Origin of the sequence: Staphylococcus sp. GDY8P196P (assembly GCF_017891705.1) — a bacterium.
In the GTDB taxonomy this organism is placed as follows: domain Bacteria; phylum Bacillota; class Bacilli; order Staphylococcales; family Staphylococcaceae; genus Staphylococcus; species Staphylococcus ureilyticus.
In genome coordinates, this window is sequence record NZ_JAESJS010000003.1 from 211336 (window position 1) to 231516 (window position 20181).

At 31.6% G+C, this 20181-nt stretch carries 18 protein-coding genes and 1 pseudogene; 13 read left to right on the forward strand and 6 right to left on the reverse strand.

Annotated features, from left to right (window positions below; genetic code table 11):
- Positions 1-94: 94 nt before the first annotated feature.
- From KA814_RS01005 to KA814_RS01015, 3 genes are all read left to right on the forward strand, one after another.
- Entirely contained in the window at positions 95-424 is a 330-nt protein-coding gene (locus tag KA814_RS01005) for a thioredoxin family protein (RefSeq protein WP_064209255.1), read from the forward strand.
- Positions 425-649: 225 nt separating this feature from the next.
- The gene (locus tag KA814_RS01010; RefSeq protein WP_046206756.1) at positions 650-1171 is read left to right on the forward strand and encodes a GNAT family N-acetyltransferase; all 522 of its coding nucleotides are present in this window, start codon (positions 650-652) and stop codon (positions 1169-1171) included.
- Between the two features lie 104 nt (positions 1172-1275).
- Positions 1276-2244, forward strand: coding sequence for an alpha/beta hydrolase fold domain-containing protein (locus tag KA814_RS01015; RefSeq protein ID WP_064209256.1), 969 nt, complete (start codon positions 1276-1278; stop codon positions 2242-2244).
- 10 nt (positions 2245-2254) lie between these two features.
- Here KA814_RS01015 and KA814_RS13815 read toward each other — a convergent pair.
- The 3 genes and pseudogenes from KA814_RS13815 to KA814_RS01025 all read right to left on the reverse strand — a co-directional run.
- Positions 2255-2440: pseudogene (locus KA814_RS13815) on the reverse strand (IS5/IS1182 family transposase); the annotation flags it as partial.
- Between the two features lie 329 nt (positions 2441-2769).
- Positions 2770-3927: an ArgE/DapE family deacylase gene (locus KA814_RS01020; protein WP_064209257.1), complete on the reverse strand. Its 1158-nt coding sequence runs from the start codon at positions 3925-3927 to the stop codon at positions 2770-2772.
- A 142-nt stretch (positions 3928-4069) separates the two neighbouring features.
- Positions 4070-4402 carry a hypothetical protein gene (locus tag KA814_RS01025; protein ID WP_081254270.1) on the reverse strand — a complete coding sequence of 111 codons (333 nt, stop codon included), beginning with the start codon at positions 4400-4402 and terminating at the stop codon, positions 4070-4072.
- 425 nt (positions 4403-4827) lie between these two features.
- Here KA814_RS01025 and pgsB point away from each other — a divergent pair, with 425 nt between their 5' ends.
- Genes pgsB through KA814_RS01050 form a run of 5 tightly spaced genes read left to right on the forward strand, consistent with a single transcriptional unit; the run spans position 4828 to position 9267 of the window.
- Positions 4828-5985 (forward strand): poly-gamma-glutamate synthase PgsB, encoded by a 1158-nt coding sequence (gene pgsB, locus KA814_RS01030; RefSeq protein ID WP_046206760.1) that lies wholly within the window; start codon positions 4828-4830, stop codon positions 5983-5985.
- A gap of 1 nt (position 5986) precedes the next feature.
- Entirely contained in the window at positions 5987-6439 is a 453-nt protein-coding gene (pgsC, locus tag KA814_RS01035) for a poly-gamma-glutamate biosynthesis protein PgsC (protein ID WP_046206761.1), read from the forward strand.
- A gap of 14 nt (positions 6440-6453) precedes the next feature.
- Complete coding sequence (locus KA814_RS01040) at positions 6454-7524, forward strand: CapA family protein (protein WP_064209259.1); 1071 nt, start codon at positions 6454-6456, stop codon at positions 7522-7524.
- Positions 7514-7672, forward strand: coding sequence for a hypothetical protein (locus tag KA814_RS01045; RefSeq protein ID WP_019470031.1), 159 nt, complete (start codon positions 7514-7516; stop codon positions 7670-7672). Before KA814_RS01040 ends, KA814_RS01045 begins: the two co-directional genes overlap by 11 nt.
- 2 nt (positions 7673-7674) lie before the next feature.
- Entirely contained in the window at positions 7675-9267 is a 1593-nt protein-coding gene (locus KA814_RS01050) for a gamma-glutamyltransferase (protein ID WP_046206763.1), read from the forward strand.
- 82 nt (positions 9268-9349) lie between these two features.
- On the opposite strand, the gene KA814_RS01055 is transcribed toward KA814_RS01050, so the two are convergent.
- Positions 9350-10438 (reverse strand): YkvI family membrane protein, encoded by a 1089-nt coding sequence (locus KA814_RS01055; protein WP_064209260.1) that lies wholly within the window; start codon positions 10436-10438, stop codon positions 9350-9352.
- A gap of 17 nt (positions 10439-10455) precedes the next feature.
- Positions 10456-11793, reverse strand: a complete 1338-nt coding sequence (locus tag KA814_RS01060; RefSeq protein WP_064209400.1) for an aspartate aminotransferase family protein — start codon at positions 11791-11793, stop codon at positions 10456-10458.
- 559 nt (positions 11794-12352) lie between these two features.
- Between KA814_RS01060 and KA814_RS01065 the strand changes: the two genes are divergently transcribed.
- From KA814_RS01065 to KA814_RS01075, 3 genes are read left to right on the forward strand one after another with little or no spacing between them, the layout of a single operon-like run.
- Positions 12353-12937, forward strand: a complete 585-nt coding sequence (locus KA814_RS01065; protein WP_210122645.1) for an MptD family putative ECF transporter S component — start codon at positions 12353-12355, stop codon at positions 12935-12937.
- Position 12938: 1 nt separating this feature from the next.
- The gene (locus KA814_RS01070) at positions 12939-13658 is read left to right on the forward strand and encodes an energy-coupling factor transporter transmembrane component T (protein WP_046206766.1); all 720 of its coding nucleotides are present in this window, start codon (positions 12939-12941) and stop codon (positions 13656-13658) included.
- Between the two features lie 9 nt (positions 13659-13667).
- Positions 13668-15128 carry an ABC transporter ATP-binding protein gene (locus KA814_RS01075; protein ID WP_064209261.1) on the forward strand — a complete coding sequence of 487 codons (1461 nt, stop codon included), beginning with the start codon at positions 13668-13670 and terminating at the stop codon, positions 15126-15128.
- An 85-nt stretch (positions 15129-15213) separates the two neighbouring features.
- Here the strand turns inward: KA814_RS01075 and KA814_RS01080 are convergent, their stop codons facing one another.
- Positions 15214-17193 (reverse strand): helix-turn-helix domain-containing protein, encoded by a 1980-nt coding sequence (locus tag KA814_RS01080; protein ID WP_157947919.1) that lies wholly within the window; start codon positions 17191-17193, stop codon positions 15214-15216.
- A 462-nt stretch (positions 17194-17655) separates the two neighbouring features.
- Here KA814_RS01080 and KA814_RS01085 point away from each other — a divergent pair, with 462 nt between their 5' ends.
- Entirely contained in the window at positions 17656-18681 is a 1026-nt protein-coding gene (locus tag KA814_RS01085; RefSeq protein WP_064209263.1) for a LacI family DNA-binding transcriptional regulator, read from the forward strand.
- A 199-nt stretch (positions 18682-18880) separates the two neighbouring features.
- A complete protein-coding gene (locus tag KA814_RS01090; protein WP_226857780.1) occupies positions 18881-20176 on the forward strand; it encodes an MFS transporter in 1296 nt (431 codons plus the stop codon).
- Positions 20177-20181: the final 5 nt, after the last annotated feature.

Consider the following 20181-nt stretch of genomic DNA (forward strand, 5'->3'; position numbering starts at 1 on the left):
GATAACTTTTTGTAGTCTAAAGCAAATAAATTGCTAAAAAGACTGTATATAGTGCATAATATTAAACACTTTATAATTAAGGAGGGTGTTCTAAATGACGCAAACATTAACTTCTATGGATGAATATCATTCATTTATTAACAAATATCCGCTCGTAGTCGTTCACGTAATGAGAGAAAATTGTAGTGTTTGTCACGCGGTATTGCCACAAATTGAAGACTTGATGGGCGAATTTCCAGACATACCGTTAGGCGTGATTAATCAAAGTAATGTAGAAGCAATTGCTGGTGAATTATCAATATTTACGGTACCAGTTGATTTAATCTTTCTCAACGGTAAAGAAATGCATCGCCAAGGGAGATTTATTGATATGCAACAGTTAGAACACCAATTATCCATGATGCATGAAAGTTTAAAATCATAAGTGAAAGTGAAATAGATAAAAATTGTATATTATAAGTGCTTAGACATCCTGTTGTTAGTGTATTAACATAAAAGTAATACTAATAATAGGATGTTTCAATTTAAAAGGATTATATTTAAAAATAAATTGCCTAAAATAAAAAAGAGGTAAATTAAAACACAAGTATCATATATAATAAAAATAATGTATGATAAGATTAATCTATTGAATTGAGGAGGAGTATTTATGCGCATAGAAAGAATATGTCCGAATGAAGCTGAAGCGCTGTATACTTGCATGAAAAAGATTGATCAAGAGACACAATACATGCTTTATTTACCTGATGAAAGAAGTTTTAATAAAGATAGCCTGGTTGATGATATTAAACATAATTTTTATATTGGTGTTAAAACAGATGAAAATGATATCTTAGGATATTTATCTGTACATATTAGTAGGTTAGCTAAAATTAAACATATCGGTTACATCGTGACAGGCGTGTTAAATGAACAACATCATCAAGGATTAGCTACAAAGATGTTTCAAGAAACAATAAAGTGGGCAGAGCGGAAAGGGTTAAGAAGACTTGAATTAACGGTCATTACAACCAATACTCCGGCAGTTAAATTTTATGAAAAATTAGGCTTTAAAATTGAAGGTATTAAACATGAATCTATTTATATGGATCATCATTTTTATGATGAACTATATATGTCAATGATGATAAATCAATCATTTTCAATAGATTCAGCTATACTCGAACGTTAACTTAATATAAGTTATCAATACATATTAATATTTTGAGTGACCTATCTAATAATTGAGCTTAATCTTCTAGTCATAAATCAATCGTTTATTGGAGGTAGTATAAGATGCTAAAAAAAATATTAACCTTTGCAAGTGTTAGCGTGATAGCTTCATACTTATTTGCCAAGCTTATAGAAAAACGTAGTTATCAAAGCTTTTTGTATGAAATAATGATTAGAGCGACAAAGATGAAACAGCCATTTGAAAAGAAAATAAACGCACAAAAGGCGCTTGCGTCTGTAAAAGCACAAACGCAAGGCGAGTATGCAGGCACGGATTATAACTTTGACAATGCCGTTTATACTAAAAAATTGCACGATATAACCAATTATGTTGTGAATGATAGAGAAGATCATCAACAAAAAGTAGTGATATACATTCATGGTGGTGCATGGTTCCAAGATCCGCTGCCATATCATTTCGAATATATAGATATGTTGGCAACAGCATTTGACGCAAAAGTAATCATGCCAATATATCCAAAAATTCCACACGCAACTTATAAGGAAACTTTCGAATTACTAGAAGAAATTTATAGATATGAATTAGATCAAAAGATGAGTTCTGAGCGTATTGTTATTATGGGCGATTCGGCTGGAGGTCAAATAGCATTATCTTTCGCACAATATTTGAGAACGTTGGACTTACCACAGCCAAGTGATATTGTGATGATTTCACCTGTGCTGGATGGTACATTTAGTCATCCAGAAATTCATAGCTATGAAAAAATTGATCCTATGTTAGGTGTTGCAGGAAGCAAATATTTAATTAGCTTATGGGCTGACAAACTGTCATTAACGGATTGGAGAGTATCGCCAATATATGGAACATTCAATGGATTAGGAAGAATGACTATTTCAATAGGTACCAAAGAAACACTTTATCCAGATGCTGTTAAGCTATCGCGAATGTTAAATGCTCAAGGTATTCACCATAACTTTATCCCAGGATACCAACTATTTCATATTCATCCTATTTTCCCAATTCCTGAAAGAGCACAATTTATCAAAAAGTTAAAAAAGATTATAGACTAACATAATCACATATTAACACGGTAAACATTTTGGGTTGATATGATAAAATACCACGATGAGGTTTGAATTCATTGAATATATATTTAGAGGTTTTTCAACAATTTCATTCACATGTCTTTGATATATTATTTGTAGGAATAAGTACTGAAGCTTCCATTGGTAGTGTATGTTGAGCCATGTTATAACCATTATACATAAGTTACCTTGATAATTTAGTATAGTTAGTGTTTATTAAATTATCAAAGTGACTTGTTTTTAAGTGTTTTAATGTAAAATTACATATGGATGCGTTGTATTTTAGCGAGATGCTTGAGGGAACAGGATAAGTTGAAGACGACAGGCTGAAGCTGTCCCCATAAAAGAGCGAGCCAATAATACGAAGTATTGAGTAACAAAAAAGCACGCAGATGAATTGATTTAAATCAATTCATCTGCGTGTTTTTTTCTAGGATTTATGTACCAAATTCTATTATGTTTTTATAAGATTATATCAAAAGCGTAATGATGGCCGATTTATAATCATGCTTATTTTGAGTTATTTAAATAAGTAGAGAAGAAATCTGTAAATAAATCAACAAATGTTAGATATACATCTTTTTCCACATGCTCATCTACTTGGTGTGCTTGGTTAACAGCACCGGGACCATACATAATAAATGAAAAGTTTTCATCTTTGTCTACCAGTAAATCAGACGCGTCGGTAACACCAGGTGAAGCTTCAGTTGGTAATGTAGTATTTAAATATTTTTCTCCCATTTCAACAGCAAGTTCAGTCAATTTATTTTCTCCTGTAGTATAAACAGGTGGTCTAGACATGTATGTGTCAATATCAATATCCGTTTGTTCAGTTTCGACTTGCTTTAAGATTTCATTGAAATATGAGATGAATTGTTCGTTATCATGCTCAGGGATTGTACGAATATTAAATTCAGATTCAGCATGTTCTGGAATTGAATTTACCTGGTTACCACCGTTGAAAATTGTGGCATTCATAATTGCATTGCCTAACAAATCATTGCTTTTAGTGAATTTTTCAAAGCCTTCATCAGCTTTATAAACAAATTTTACTAATGGTGAAATTGCATTGAAACCTAGCTGTGGCATAGAACTATGTGAAGCTTTACCACGGGAAGTGACACGAATGTCCATAGAGCCTTTGTGTGCATAGATAATTCGATCTTGAGAAGGCTCAGCAATCACAAGTGCATCGACATCATTCATGTATCCTTTATCTTGAAAAGTTTTTGCACCTTCACCTACAATTTCTTCACCAGCAGTTGCCAATAAACGAATTTTCCCATGTTGTAATAAGTTTTGATCATGAATATCTATCATACTGATGACTAATGCTGCTAAACCTGATTTCATATCAGCTGAACCACGACCATACAGTTTGCCATCAACTTCAGTAAGTTTGAATGGATCATATGTCCATTTACTTTCATCACCAGCAGAAACAACATCCATATGACCAGAAATGCCCAATATTGGGCCATCTTTACCGATTTCAGCCACTAAGTTTGCACGACTGTCGTTAATTTTAATGATGTCGGAATTTATGTCATGTTCTGCTAATAACTTTTGCAGATATTCACAAACTTCGATTTCATTGTTATTAACGGATTTAATGCTAATCAAGTCTTCTAAGATTTGAATTTTCTCTTGATCAGTAAACTTACTCATAATAAAAACCCCATTTCAGATATAATAAGAAAACTAACACCATAATTATATCTGAAAATTCAGACTGTTTGAAATTAAACCCCTTCGTAAAAAGGCATAATAATGAGAATTTGAACAAATTGTCAAAAATAAGTTACAAAAATTAAACATGGTTTTTAGATGCGTCATTATCTAAAGACCATGTTTTTATCGTTTTATATTGGTTGATTGTTGGTTGACCTATGTGTTTAGATTGCAAATGTTTAGGGGTAGAACGATTTTCTTGTGTAGATGAAGTAGATGGTTCGGAAGATTTTGTGGTGTTGTTAGTCTCATCTACATTTTCAATATGTCTCGTATTATCTGTATCAAGTACTGCACCACGCATATCATTGCCTTGGAAACTGCCTACTAAAATCATGATTAAATAACCACAAGTTATAAGCGCAACAATAATGAGATAGAGTGAAAAAGTTAACTTTACAGGTTTGCTCATGTCCATCCTCCTAGAATATCTTTAATTCCTTTCACCCTTAAGATAACATTCGAATTTTAATAATGTGTAAATTTCAAGTAAATATTATATTTCGTATTTTTAACTTTAATTAGTAATTGATGAAAAATTTTTATATTATTTTTTGCTTAAAATTTTTAACTGAAGAAAAAGCATTATCGTTGATATGAAAGTATTTAATATAATCTTTAATATAATTTTACATTAAATGTAAATGTGTATTTACATTCAATTAACAGTTAATTTATAGACTTTATATAAAATCAACAACTACGTGGTAGCATGTCATTATTGAAAGGTATAATGATTAGATTATAAATTTAAGATCATTTTTGTAATGTTTTTTTGCTAAATTAATGATTTTAGCATGTAATTAATAAATACGCTGATGAAAAGAGGGACAGAGTTTGCTACTAATCATAATTTGTGTAGGCGTTATTCTATGGTTAGGAATTGTCGAGAAACGAAGACATTCTGACAGATTAGAAAAGATTCCTATACGTATTAATATAAATGGTATTAGAGGTAAATCAACGATTACACGCTTGATTTACAGTATTTTGCGGGAAGATAAATACCGCGTGATTGGTAAAACAACTGGTACAGATGCACGTATGATGTACTGGTTTACACCAAGAGAATATCCAGTATATAGGAAACCTCAGGGTGCAAATATCGGCGAACAACGAGATATCGTCAGAAAAGTTGTGAAACAAAGAGCTAACGCATTAGTCAATGAGTGTATGGCAGTTAATCCAGACTATCAAATTACATTCCAAAAAGATTTAGTGAAAGCGAACATTGGTGTCATTGTTAATGTGATGGAAGACCATATGGATGTGTTAGGACCAACTTTAGACGAAGTTGCTCAAGCATTTACAGCAACGATTCCATATAAAGGACATCTCGTGGTAATGAAGGACGACTATACTAAATTTTTTGCTAAAGTAGCTAAACGGCGTAAAACAAAATTAATTGTAGTCGATAAAGAAGAAGTACCAGAATCATATTTACGAGAATTTGGATATATTGTCTTTCCGGATAATGTAGCAATTGCAATGGGAGTTGCTGAAGCATTAGGCATCGACAGAGACACTGCCTTAAGAGGTATGTTAAACGCACCACCAGATGTAGGTGCTGTTGAAGTTAAATACTTTAATGCAAACAATACAACGAATGTCTATGTGAATGCCTTTGCAGCAAATGAGCCACAATCTACTAAAGCAATTTTAAATAAAGTAGAATCATATAATTACCCATATCAAAGAATTGTTATAATTTTAAATTGTCGCTCAGATAGGGTAGATAGAACCCGACAATTTGTAGAAAATTTCATAAAAGATGTACCGTTCGATACATTAATTTGTACTGGAAAAAGTACCCAAATGGTATCGGAAGTGATGAGAGAATTACCCGATAAAAAATATTTGAATTTTGAAGGTAAAAATATAAGTGAAGTTGAACGTGCGCTTTATGCAGAATCACATAATGCTTTGATATTCTGTGTTGGTAATATTCATGGACCAGGAAAAGAAATCGCACAATATATAGAAGGGATACATTAATATGATAGGTTCAGAGTTATATTTTTCATTATTCGTGGGGATTGTTTTAAGCCTCATATTTGCCGAAAAATTCGGCATTAGTCCTGCTGGATTAGTTGTTCCAGGATATCTAGCGCTGATTTTCGATCAACCAATCATGCTGCTATCTGTACTAATCATTAGTTGCATTACATATTTTATTGTGAACCATGGTATTAGCCGCTTTGTTATTCTTTATGGGCGTAGGAAATTTGCTGCAATGATATTAACTGGAATGGTTTTAAAATTTATATTTGATTTAATTTATCCATTAACGCCATTTGAGATGGTAGAAATGTCCGGTATTGGTGTTGTAATACCAGGTATCATCGCAAATACTATACAAAAACAAGGTGTCGTAATAACTTTATCTACGTGTATGTTATTAACATGTATTACATACATTGTCTTATTCTTTTATAGCTTTATTAATTAGTAAGGAGCAGATATATGAAGCAATCTAAACGATTTTCTATCGATGAGCGTGTTTTGAAGTGGACAAAGCGCCATAAAAGAAGGAATTCCATATATACCGGCTTGATATTAATTATAGCGATCATTTTGTTAGTATTTGTATTAAAGCAACAGGATTTTGAACCTGTTAAAGCTATGAATAAAGGAAAAGATGAAATTAAGCTAACATATCTAGGTAATGTGGAATTAAACAATCATACAAGAAAAAACAATATTAATGATACTTTTAGTGCTGTCGAAAACATGTTAAAAGATAGTGATTATTCTACAGCAAGCTTGAATTTAACCAAGTTTTCAGATGATAGAAAAACAAATATTAATAAAAATTTAGAAAATGTAATGTTTTTAAAAAGCTTAAATATTAAAAGTTTAAATATTATAAATCAAGTTACTGATAACATTACAGCAAGAGATTTTAGTAAAGCTGTTGAGGCACAAAATGGATATAATTTTTTAACTGGTAATGGTTCTAATCCTATCAACAGTAAAACAGTACAACAAACAGTAAAAGGTAAAAAAGTAGCTAATGTTTCCTTTACAGACGTTGAGTCTGATTACACAGATCCTTTAAAAAACACTACATCCATCAGCTTGGAACCTAATATTTATGTTCCATTAATAAAAAAATTGAAAGAAAAAAATGATTATGTAGTCGTTAATGTGGACTGGGGTATAACCGATGAAAGGTCAGTAACAACAAGGCAAAAACAGTATGCACACTCACTCGTAGATGCAGGTGCTGATGTCATCGTCGGACATAACACAGTTGTTCAGGAAATTGAAAATTATAAAGATGCCAGCATTTTTTATAGTTTAGGTAATGTAACTTCAGAAGGTTTTTTATCAAAAAATAAACAAGGTTTAGCTGTACAACAGAATTGGAACGGTAAAAATTCTAAATTCATGATTACGCCTATCAAATCAGTGGGCGGTAAATTGACTAAATCTACACCTAACAAAATTGAAGAAACAAAATTATTAAATAATATTAAAGGTGACAATATAAATCTTAAAAAAGAGAATGGAGGTTATACGTATGAACATTAAAGATCATTGGGTAAGTATTACAATAATTGCAGTTGTGTTGATAATATTCTTACTAATTGTATTCGCTAGAGCGAACGAAGGTTTAGACCGTTATGAACAAAATGAACTTAAATCTTCACACCATCAATATTTATCTAAAGGAGCTTAGCTATGAGTATTTATAATAAAAAAACGCTCATCGTAATATTACTCCTTACTATTATCATATCCTTTGCATTTTATATGATTACAAAAAAGGATAATTATGATAAAGATGATTTATATGAAAATAAAATTGCGGATCATCAACAAGACATATCGGATAAAAATTACGGTGTAGCTTCAAATAATCCGATTGCTACACGTGTTGGAGAAAAAATATTGAAAGATGGTGGTAACGCAGTTGACGCGTCAATCGGAGTGTCATATGCCCTTGCTGTCACTGAACCACACTCTTCTGGCCTAGGCGGCGGAGGTGCGATGCTGGCTTACGATGGTCAAGAAAATGTTGCACCAAAACAATGGCAGTATAAAGATATTTCTTCTTTTAATTACAAGCAAAAAGATAAAATTGGTGTTCCAGGTTTCGTTCGAGGTCTTGAAGACGCTCATAAAGAGGCAGGAAAAATGGATAGAAAGAAAATCATGAACTATGTTATTCCTTTAGCTGAAGAAGGCTTTGAAGTTGATTCAGAATTAGAAAGAAGTTTGAAACTATATGGTTCAGATGTAGATAGAGATTCACCTTTCTTTGAAGGAGAGCAAACCAAAAGAGAAGGTGATGTCATTAAGCAACCAGCTTTAGCTAAAACATTAAAAGGGATTAGAGATAACGGGCCTAATTATTTCTACGATAAAGTTGGTAAAAGTATCACTAAGCAAACGGATGACAAACTGACAGAAAAAGATTTCCAAAGTTATAAAACAGAGAAAAAAGAGCCAGTAAGTACAGACTATTTAAATAATAAAGTTTATGCTGCATCTAATCCTTTAGGAGGATCACTGATGCTACAAGGTTTAGAAATTGATGAAGCTACTAATAATCAAGCAGCTCAAGGTGATCGTTTGGATTATATCACTGGTATTTTAAAATCTAGAGACTTGATGTACCGAAATAGGGATATTGTAAATGGACAAGATGAAGACTATGATGAATATCTTTCTCAAGATTACCTGTTAGGTAGATTAAATGAAATTAATTTTGAAAGTAATTTCAATACAAATAACATCGATAATACGAGCACAACACACTTTGTGGTTGTTGATAAAGATGGACAGTTGACAAGTACAACGAATACGTTAGCAAGCTTCTTTGGTTCAGGGGAGTATGTAAAAGAAGGATTCTATATGAATAATTCATTAAGTAACTTCTCTTCTAATCCATCTAGTCCAAACTATGGTGCTAAGCATAAGCAACCACGCTCATTTACTTCACCGAGCATCGTAGTTGGACCTGATTATTACATGGGTATAGGAACGCCAGGTGGTAACAAAATTCCGACTACGCTCAATGAGGTTATTATTGATTACTTACGTAGCGATGGCACACTACAAGATTCTATTGATAAACCACGTTTTTATAACGATGGAGGAAAAATCTTTTACGAAAATGCCACAGATCAGCAAGATATAGACATTTTCAAAAGTTTAGGATTTGAAATTGAAGAAAAACGTAATGACCCTAACTTTGGTAGTGTACAAGCTGCACTATATAATAAAAATGATAAAACAGTAGAAATCGGTCATGATGTGGGTAACAGGTAGATTTTTTAAAAAAATGTATAAAAAAAGTCCAAGGCATCAAATGATGTCTTGGACTTTTTTATTGAGTTTTAATTTCTATCATTCATGTACTGTGCTTATTTGAGAAATTATTATATAACGTACGCGCAAAGATAATAACTACAACAATTGCACCTATGTAACCTACAAATGGGTATATAATGGAAACTAATTCTCCAAAAGGTAAAGTACCACAAATAATAAAAATAACACCTAACACAACTGTAACAGGCACGCTAAGTTTTGCTGGAAAAATTTTCATAAATTCATTTTTAACTAACCAATACATTGGTGCAGTTGTAGAATAAATGCCTAATAAAATACATACTGAAAATATAAATGCTATCAATGGCGCAATCGTATTACCTAAATAAAGTACAGGAACCTCTAATTCAAATACATGATCAGAATGCACTAATAGTGCAATAATCATTACAACCACAGTTAACATCAACACAGAGCCACCAACAATACCTGTAATGCCTGCTTCTTTTCTACTATTAGATTGTTGACCAAGCTGTGAAAAGAAAATACTTCCTGCTAAGATGTTATAACAGAAAAATAAACCGCCAGCTTGCCACCAATGTGTTGTTGGTTGTAAATTTTTAGCGCTTTCTGGTAAATAGAGCATATTAGATAAATTACCGATATTTGAGAAAAAGACAATTAGACAAATACCTATTGTTAAGATGACGATAATCGGACCTACAGTACCAATAATATCAACCAATTTTTTTAAACCTAAAATCACTGTAATCATTGCAATAATGCCCATACCTAGTACACCAACTAGATTGGGAAGATGGAATTGCTCTGAAACTACAGCTCCTGTACCAGCAATCATGATGACAACAATGCTAAAAATAAAAATAATTGTAAAGTATTCAATCATTGTTCCAATGATATTGCCACAATAATACTTAAATATTTTGCCAGGTTGTTTTAATTGAAGATCAAATCCCTTCATCATTAAAGTTGAACCAAGTAAACAGAACAATAATGCGCTAACTAAAGCTCCGAATATACCATACATGCCAAAGGAAGCAAAAAATTGCATCACTTCTTGTCCTGTTGCAAAACCAGATCCTATGAGATAAGCGATGTAAGCACCGCTAAGTTTTATAATATTTGTGAGTTTAATTTGTTGTTGCATCATTGATTCCCCCAATTTTACCAACCTTGACCAGCAATGTCGTAATTATCTAATTTTCCAGATGCTAAATCTTCAATTGCAGATTCTAAGACATTTAATGCCGTATCAAGTTGGTTATACGTTATGACTAATGGAGGTTGGAAACGGAGTACGTTTCCAGCTACTGCAATAATCACAACGCCATTATCAAAACAGCGATTACAAACTTTTAATGCCGCTTCCGCATCACGTGTTTTACTATCTTTATCAGCAACGATATCAATACCTATCGACAATCCTTTGCCTCTGACGTCCCCAACTGCTTCGAATCGTTCGATCCACGTATCCATGCGTTTGCGTACATATTCACCTTTTTCTGTACTCGCTTGAAGTAAATGCTCATCCTCAATCATACCAATTGTAGCCAAGGCCGCTTCACAGCTTACTGGGTTAGCTCCTGTTGTAAACAAATGTGCTGGCGCTTCTAATGTGTCCATGATTTCAGCACGTCCTATAATTGCAGACATAGGTAGTCCACCTGCTAATGATTTTCCAAAGGTAATCAAATCCGGTTCAATATGATAATGTGAAACTGAACTCCATTCGCCAGTTCGACCAAGACCTTGTTGGATATCATCCACTGCTAATAAAATGCCATGTGTCTTGCATAAATCTTGTAAAGCTTCAAAGTAGCCATCTATTGGCTCTAATAATCCCCCGTCACCTTGTATTGTTTCAATAACGATACAAGCTACTTCATCAGCAGGTACATACTTTTCAAACATTTCTTTAAGTGGCGCGAGGTATTCATCAACGGTGTTAGCGTTTGGACTACCAAACATGCCTCTGTAGCTATCAGGGAATGGAATATGATAAAAGCCTGGCAACATTGGACCATATTTTTTTCTCATGTTTAGGCTTATTGCGGACATCGATAATGACCCATAAGTAGATCCGTGGTAAGCATTCACGAAACTGATGATATAAGGTCTTCCTGTATATGCTCTTGCAAGTTTTACGATACCGTCATTTGCATCTGAACCAGAAAGTCCGAAAAGAACACGTTTTTCGTAGTTTCCTGGTGCGATTTCACAGAGTTTCTTAGCAAGTTTAACTAAAGGCTCATGATACATATAAGCAGGCGTATAGTGTATGAATTTATCTACTTGTGATTTAATAGCATCTGACACTGGTTGGGGTGCATGCCCTACATTTTGTGAGCTAGCACTAGCAAGTAAATCGATATATGTATTGCCGTCCATATCAACAAGTGTTGCACCATAACCATGAGAAATAGCTAATGGATAATATTTTATTCGTCCTGGTTTAGCAAAATACTGACTATCTTCATTGATTAATTGAGTGGCTTTTTCCATTCTGTCCATAAATATCATTCCTCCCATGTATTACTCAATATAAATTGGTTTAAAAGTTATACAAATTCAATTCGCACCTTTAACTTCATATCCCGTTTTTTAAAGAGTGAGGTGTTATTAAATATGTTTTATATAATTTCATTAATATTCTTAAATATAATGAGATGGTGATACGTATGAATATACTAAGAAAATTCGGAATTGTAAATATATTCTGAAAATTTAAAGTTGAATAACACTTAAAATTTGTAATATGACACATATAATCTTGCGTAATGCGTTGTATGAAGACAAAATATGCATTTATTAAAATTTTATAGAAATGATGTATTGATAATTGAGCAAAACATAGGGAAGATGAAATATATAAAACGATGAAATGGATAGTTAGGTTTTGAGAAGTTTTTCGTTTATAATATAAATGATATGAGCGATACAATTCGATGTAATTGATAATTGTTTTCAATTATAGTATCTTGAGTCTACACTAATGTTATAGCATAGTTATGTTTACTTGTATTAATAATATTTATCGTTATATGTAAAGAGGGAGTTTTAGATGAATAATAGTAAGATAGAAGTTAAAGATTTAATAAATATAGGACTCTTTACGGCTATATATTTTATTTTTATAGCACCTCCTGGCATTTTAGGTATTATACCTATATTCATGTTATTGCTTCCGGCAATGGTTGGTTTAGTAGGTGGCATACCTATTATATTACTAATATCAAAAGTTCAAAAATTTGGTGCATTGACAATATGCGGAACGATTGTAAGTCTTATTTTAGCTATTATGGGACATCCATGGATTGCGTTGGTATTTAGTATTCCTGTGATATTACTAGCTGATGGCTTAATGGCTATGAAACGTTATAAAAGTTGGAAACACAATTGTTTAGGGTACATTCTCTTTTCCTTTTGGCCCATTGGTTCATTTATACCATTTTACTTTATGAGAAATTCATATTTATCCTTTATTCAAGATAAATACGGTATTGAATATGAGCAAACGGTCGCCACTTTATTTTCTGTAGAAATGATACCAGTTATTATTATTACTACAATCATTGGTGCATGGATCGGCGTTTATATAGCAAAATTAATTTTAAAAAAACATTTCAAACGTACAGGTATGATTTAACATGTATAGTCAAACGATCCCACAAAGCCACTTACTAAATTTAGATCCTAGAATTAAAATTGCGCTTATCTTGATGATATCACTCGTTGCATTAACAGGCGGCGTTACAGGTGTTGAAGTGTATTTAAGGGCAGTAATCATACTTGTGCCAGCATTATTATTATTATGTATTAAAAAATATACTATAGGGCTAGTCATCTTGATATTAACTGTGATGGCGTGGTATGGAGAAGCGTTTGTAACGATTGATGGTAACCAAGTTGCTACATTGTTAATTTTTGTACCGGCAGGCATCATAACACGTTTTTTACCATCCCTCGCAATGGGCTATTATATATTTAAAACCACACAAATTGAAGTGCTAATAACAGGTTTAGAACGAATGAAATTGTCTAGAAAAATCACGATTCCAATTGCCGTTATGTTTAGGTTTTTACCGACAATTAGAGAAGAATCGGCTGCTATAAAGGATGCTATGAAGATGAGAGGTATATCTTTGAAAATTGCTTTTATACATCCAATACAATATGTTGAATATCGAGTTGTTCCATTACTAAACAGTGTTGTGAAAATTGGTAACGAATTAACTATTGCTTCAATTACACGTGGGTTGAATTTAACGCATAGACGTACATCAATCATTTCGCTTAAAATACGTTGGTTAGATTGGTTGTTGTTAGTGTTAATACTGTTCCTTTGTATCATTTATTATGTAATGTGAGGGTAGGATATGATTCAATTTAAAGACGTATCTTTTAAATACGATGAAAGCAAAAGTAAAATATTAAATAATATTAACCTTACTATTGATGATGGTGAGGTTATTTGTTTAACAGGAACTTCAGGTTGTGGAAAAACAACTTTAACAAGATTGCTAAATGGTATTATTCCTAATTTTTATAAAGGACAGATAGAAGGTCAAATTTTAATAAATCATAAAGATGCACAGCAACAAGATGTTTATGAGTTAACACAGCAAAGTGGTTCAGTTTTCCAAAATCCAAGATCACAATTTTTTTGTTTGAATACGACAAGTGAACTGGCATTTGAACTTGAAAATTATGGTGTATCAGCTAGTCGGATTATGACACGAATCAAAGAAACCGCTGAACAGTTTAATTTTAAACACCTTTTAGATAGGGATATATTTAATTTGTCTGGCGGTGAAAAGCAATTGCTAGCTTGCAGTGCTATTCAAGTATATGGTCACGAATTGACTATTTTGGACGAGCCATCGTCAAATTTAGATTTTAATACAATGTTAAAGTTACAACAAATGATCGAAACTTGGAAAGCGGAAGGTAAAACAATTATTATTGCTGAACATCGATTACACTATTTAACTAAAATAGCTGACCGTTTTATGATAATGGATGACGGAAAAATAAGTGCAATTTATGAAAATGAACAATTTAATAAGTTATCAAATAAACAATTAGCAAAGCTAGGATTAAGAGCTATTCATTTAGAACAATTGCAAGTAAAAACTAAAGTGAATAATAAAGTGGGTTACTTAAGTTTACAAAATTACTATTTTAGATATAAGAGAAGGCAAAAATTAGCTTTAGATATAGATGATATCAGTATCAGTAAGGGAAAAGTGACAGCGATTATTGGCCATAATGGTTCAGGTAAATCAACATTTGCGCGCTGTCTAACTGGAGTCGAGAAAAAATTTAAAGGGACTATTAATACTGGAGAAAAGTGGGTAACACCACAACAAAGTCTTGCAGAAGCTTATTTGGTATTTCAAGATGTTAACAATCAATTATTTGCTGAAAGTGTGGAAGAAGAACTGAGGTTAAGTAATCCAACTTTAAATGATGAGACAATTAAGCGGTGTTTGCAAAACTATAGTATTTCTGAACATCTAGACAGACATCCTTTGTCACTGTCTGGAGGTGAGAAGCAGCGTTTAGCTATTGCTAGTGCAGTAGAAACGAAAAGGGATATATTGATTTTTGATGAACCTTCTAGCGGTTTAGATGGTCACCATATGCGGGAAATGAGTACAATTATTAACCAATTGGCAAATGAAGGACACACAGTATTAGTTATAACTCATGATTATGAAATGTTACTCGCTTGTGCAGATGAAGTGCTTCATTTAGAAAAAGGAAAAGTAAAAAAGCAATATGAAATTAACAACGATACAATTGAATGTTTACAATCATTTTTTAATATCATTTGAAAAATACAAGATGTAAATAATTAAACGAGATAGATATTATTGATATCTATCTCGTTTGTCATGTTTTTAATGTATTTTTGATAAATCAAGAATTAATCGGAAACATGATATATTTTATTTCTGATTTTGTAACTGTAATAGTTAGTAAATTATGATAACTATGCATCGTTAACTTAGAAAGTGGAGTATTAGCCTTGTTGATTTGTTCGAGAATTTTGGAATCAATAGCGCTTAAGTCCAGGTTATTGGGAATCAAATGTGAAATGATACCATGATTTTCGTTAAGCACTCGTGTGTAAACTGGAAAATCAGTGATGTAATTATGAACAATATTTGCAATTAGGTCAGATGTTGGTGTTGAATAGTTTAAACTATTAAATAATAGCATGTGAAAATGATGTTTAGATTTACCAATTAAACCATAAGGGAATTTAGCAATATGCAAATTTAAAAAAGGTTTTAATAAACTGAAAACGTGAACGATTGGCATGGTACTACAATTATGATTAATCAGCATAAATTGTTCATCATCTTCAGAAAAATATGGAAATGCAAAGCCACCAATTAATGTTTGAAAATCAATTAGCAAATGCATCAGTAAGATATGTGGCGAAATGGACATATCTTTATAATAATGTTTTAAATTGGAATGTGTGAGATTATTAAAAACCACTTTTTTGGCAATAGTTGGATGTAATTGGTTTAAAAATAACATAATGGTCTGATGGGTATCAAAAGCATTATCAGCGTTGAACCAGTTTCTTGATATAATGTTTTTTAGTAAATACCAATCTGTATCAATGAAATAAAAATCAGCATTTAATGAACTAATATTTTTTTGAAATCTTGAAAAGTTTCCACTGTTTTCCAAGATATGTCCAACATTAACCGCACATTTTATAGTGGGGAACTGTTGTTTAAAGTTATCAATTAATCTTTGGTCATTTTTAAATGTTTTATGGTTTGTTTCAATAAGTAAACTAACATTTGAAATATGTTCATTAAGCAGCGTTAATGAAGTCAATAGTTTTATAATTTGGTAATCAATTGATTGTGAAAAGGATGGATTATCAACTTTCAAAGTTATTTCAAAACCTTTGATAAGCAATTGTTTGATTGCTGCAAATACATTGTGATGGTCTAATTTGTTTAAATCATCGAAATTAGTGTGAAGTAAAATTAAATTTGGTTTTGAAATTAGCGATAGCATATTAATTGAAAAAGTAGATTGATTAAATGAGATTAACTTATGTAAATCATTAAACGTGATAAAAGTACGTGTCATATTAAATTTCTGAGTATACTTCAGTTTATTCAAGACGATTTGATTAGACGAAATATGTTGATTATGAGAAAAATTATATAATTTGTTGATAGTCTTGCTTAAGTTGGGAGTGCTTAACGAAACTTGGTATAGTGAATTTAAATCATTTTTTCTGAATTGATGAATATAGAATTTTGGCGGCATCTTTATATAGAATTTGAAATTTTTAGAATATGTACTAACATTAGTGAAACTATATTTTAATGCGACGTCGTAAATGCTTTGTTCTTTCTCTAATAAATCAAATAAAGATAATGCAATTTTAAGAGAACTTGTATATTGTTTGAAGTTCATATTTAATATTTTGGAAAATAAAATAGATATATATGATTGTGATATATAAAAAGCATTAGATACTTGTTTTGTAGTTAAAGGTTCATTGATGTGTTTATGTATGTATTGAGTCAAACGTTGAACCAGAGGGTGTTTAGTATACAAAATAGGTAGATATTGATCGTCTAAATCAACTTTTGCTTCTTTAAGTAAAAACTCAATAATATTAGATATATAAAGATGCATACATTTTCTATTTTGAATATGATTCTGTAATTTTTGCAAAACTAAGTTTCGAAATTGCTCTATATATTTAATTTGTTTGATATCAAACAAAGCATTAGCGATGGATTTATCTTTTTCTATAAATAAAGGTAATGGAATCTTAAGTTCTATTAAATTATCAATATCGATATATTGATAAAGGTCTGCATTATTGATTATACAAGCGTGATCAATAGTTATCATCGATCCATTTAAATTTATTTTACATGATTTATTTATAGGAATTAAAATAATAATTTCATTTATGCATCTTGCCAACTCAGTCATATAATGATTTTTTATTGATAGAGAGCTTATCACAAAGATCACCTTTACTTTATTTTGTTACACTCACAATTAAATGATTAACGTTATTGTACAACCGACACAGACAAAATAGTTAGGTTACAAATAAAGTTTGTTAAAATGATATTAAGAATTAATAATTCGTATTTTGGATATGAGTATAGATAGAAAAATCACTATTTTGGAAAATAAAATGCCTTTTGAAGTAATAAAATGATAGGTTTCTATTTAATTTACTTGAAAATGAAAAAATCTCAATATTTATGATAGCGCTTGCATTTATTGTGGTGAATATATATAATGAATCTAGCTGACATGAATAAGTCGAAGCAAATAACTTAAACGTTTAAGGTGAGTGGCATGGAAAAAAATAAACCTACACTTCATGATGTAGCAAAAGTTGCTGGGGTATCAATTGCGACCGTTTCCAATGTATTGAATAACAAAAGTACTGAATTAGGTAAAAAGACGAGGCAGAAAGTATTAGATGCAATTGATAAATTGCATTATGAACCGAATCAATTTGCAAGAAGTTTAAAAACAGGGCAGTCTAATTTAATTGTTTTTATTGTACCTGATCAAAATCCTTTTTTTACTGAGATACTGACAGAATTAAACAACGAATGTCAAAAACATCAATTGCATGTAGCTGTTGTGTCGTCTGAGGAAAACGAGTTAAGACAACAAGCGTTGATAGAAACATTTATCGCGCAAAATGTAAGCGCTATTATATTAGTTCCAGTGAAGTCTAAATTAAAATTTAAGAAAGAGTGGAGCCAAACACCTATCTTGACTATAGATAGGAAAGTAGATGGTACATATTTACCTTCTATAAGCGTGGATAACAAGAAAGCAGCGTTTGATGCAACTCAGAGAATTATTGATAGTACCTGTAAAAATATAGGGTTACTGTTAGCGAATCCTGATATAAGCACAACGTCAGAACGGAAATCTGGATATGAACAAGCGTTGAAAAAAAATAATATTAAGTTAGATGAGCAACTCATTTATTATAGCAATCAGCAATTGGGTACGGATGCACAAATTGACAGTGGGTATCATGCGACTAAATCATTAATTAACAAACAGGTTCAAGCTGTTGTGGCAACTAATCATTTATTGTTATTAGGTGCTTTACAAGCAATAAAAGAAAGAGGCAAAAAAATTTCTCAAGATATGATTATCATTGGTTTTGATGATAGTTACTGGAATGAAATTTATACTCCAAAATTATCTGTCATTTCACAACCTACAAAAGAGATAGGTCGTGTCGCAGGCGAAATGATCAATCATCTAATTCAAGGGGAAAATGTCTCTTCGATTGAACTAAATACAAAACTAATCATACGTGAATCTTGTTCATTTATAAAAGATAAGTCATTATGATAAAAACTAAAATGTATTCCAAGTCTGATACTTGTTGATTGTTGTTATGATTATATACATTGGAGTAGATATTGTAATATGAATTGTTTAAACAAGACGGGTTTTTGAAATCATTTGATTTTAATCCCGTTAACTTAATCGCTAAAACTTAAACGTTTAAGTTTATTTTAGTTATATTTTTAAATAAGGGGGAAATATTTTGAATAACATTACAATTTCTAAAGATAGTCCAAAAACATGGATGGGAATCCCGAAAATTATTTTTATTGCACTTATAGCTATATTTATTTTTATGACAGGAGATGGGATCGAACAGGCATTTTTATCAAAAAATATTGTTGATATCGGTTTTTCTAGTGGTCAAGCTTCCTTAGTGTTTACTGTATATGGCGTGATGGTAGTTGTGGGTTCTTGGTTAGCGGCTGTTTTATCTGATGTTTACGGTCCTAGGAAAATAATGGCTTTAGGAACAATAATATGGTTAATTTTCCACGTGCTTTTTTTAGTGTTTGGAATAGGAATGGAAAATTTGCCTATGATGTTAGTGTTATATGGTATTAGAGGATTAGGTTATCCTTTGTTTTTGTATGGTTTCTTAGTATGGGTAACCTATATCACTGATAAAGCAAGATTAGCCACAGCAATTGGTTGGTTTTGGGCAATGTTCTCAGTTGGAATGGGGGTAATTGGTACTTATTTACCTAGTTTCACTATTCCATTTATAGGTTTTAATGGAACACTATGGATGTCATTAATATGGATTTTTATAGGAGGTTTAATTGCATTTATCGTTGTAGGAAAACGGGATGTAAAGCCGAATATAACGCTTTCGGTTAAACAAAGATATACTAAAGTATTAAAAGATATCGGCGTAGTTTATAAGAATCCAGAAATTATTAAAGTCTTTATCGTACGCATCATTAATCAATTATCTTTGTTTGGGCTAGTTATTATCTTTCCAGTATTATTCACGGAAACTATTGGATTTTCAATGCAACAATGGTTATGGACATGGGGAACAATGCATGTGACGTGTATCGTTGGTGATGTAGTTTGGGGTATTATTGCTGATAAAATTGGTTGGAAACGTCAAGTGATGTTATTTGGTTGTATCGGTTGTGGCATCACGACATTATTATTTTATTATTTACCAATACTTAGTGGTGATGTGTTTGCAATTGCAATTTTATGTGCAGTATTATTCGGTATTACACAATCAGCATTTGTACCTATTTTTGCAATTTTTACAGCTTTAGAGCCTGATCATATTGGTGCTACACTTTCTTCACATAATCTTGCTGCTGGATTGAGTAATTTTATTGCACCATTAATTGCCACGCTTATATTACCGTTATTCAACGAAGTTGGCGTCGTATGGGCTTTTGCTATTTGTTATTTCGTAGGTGCAGCAATCACTTATTATATTAAAGTTCATCAACCAGGCATTGGGGACGATAAAGTTGAAGCATTAAATGCACAAATTGAAAATTATTAAGAAAG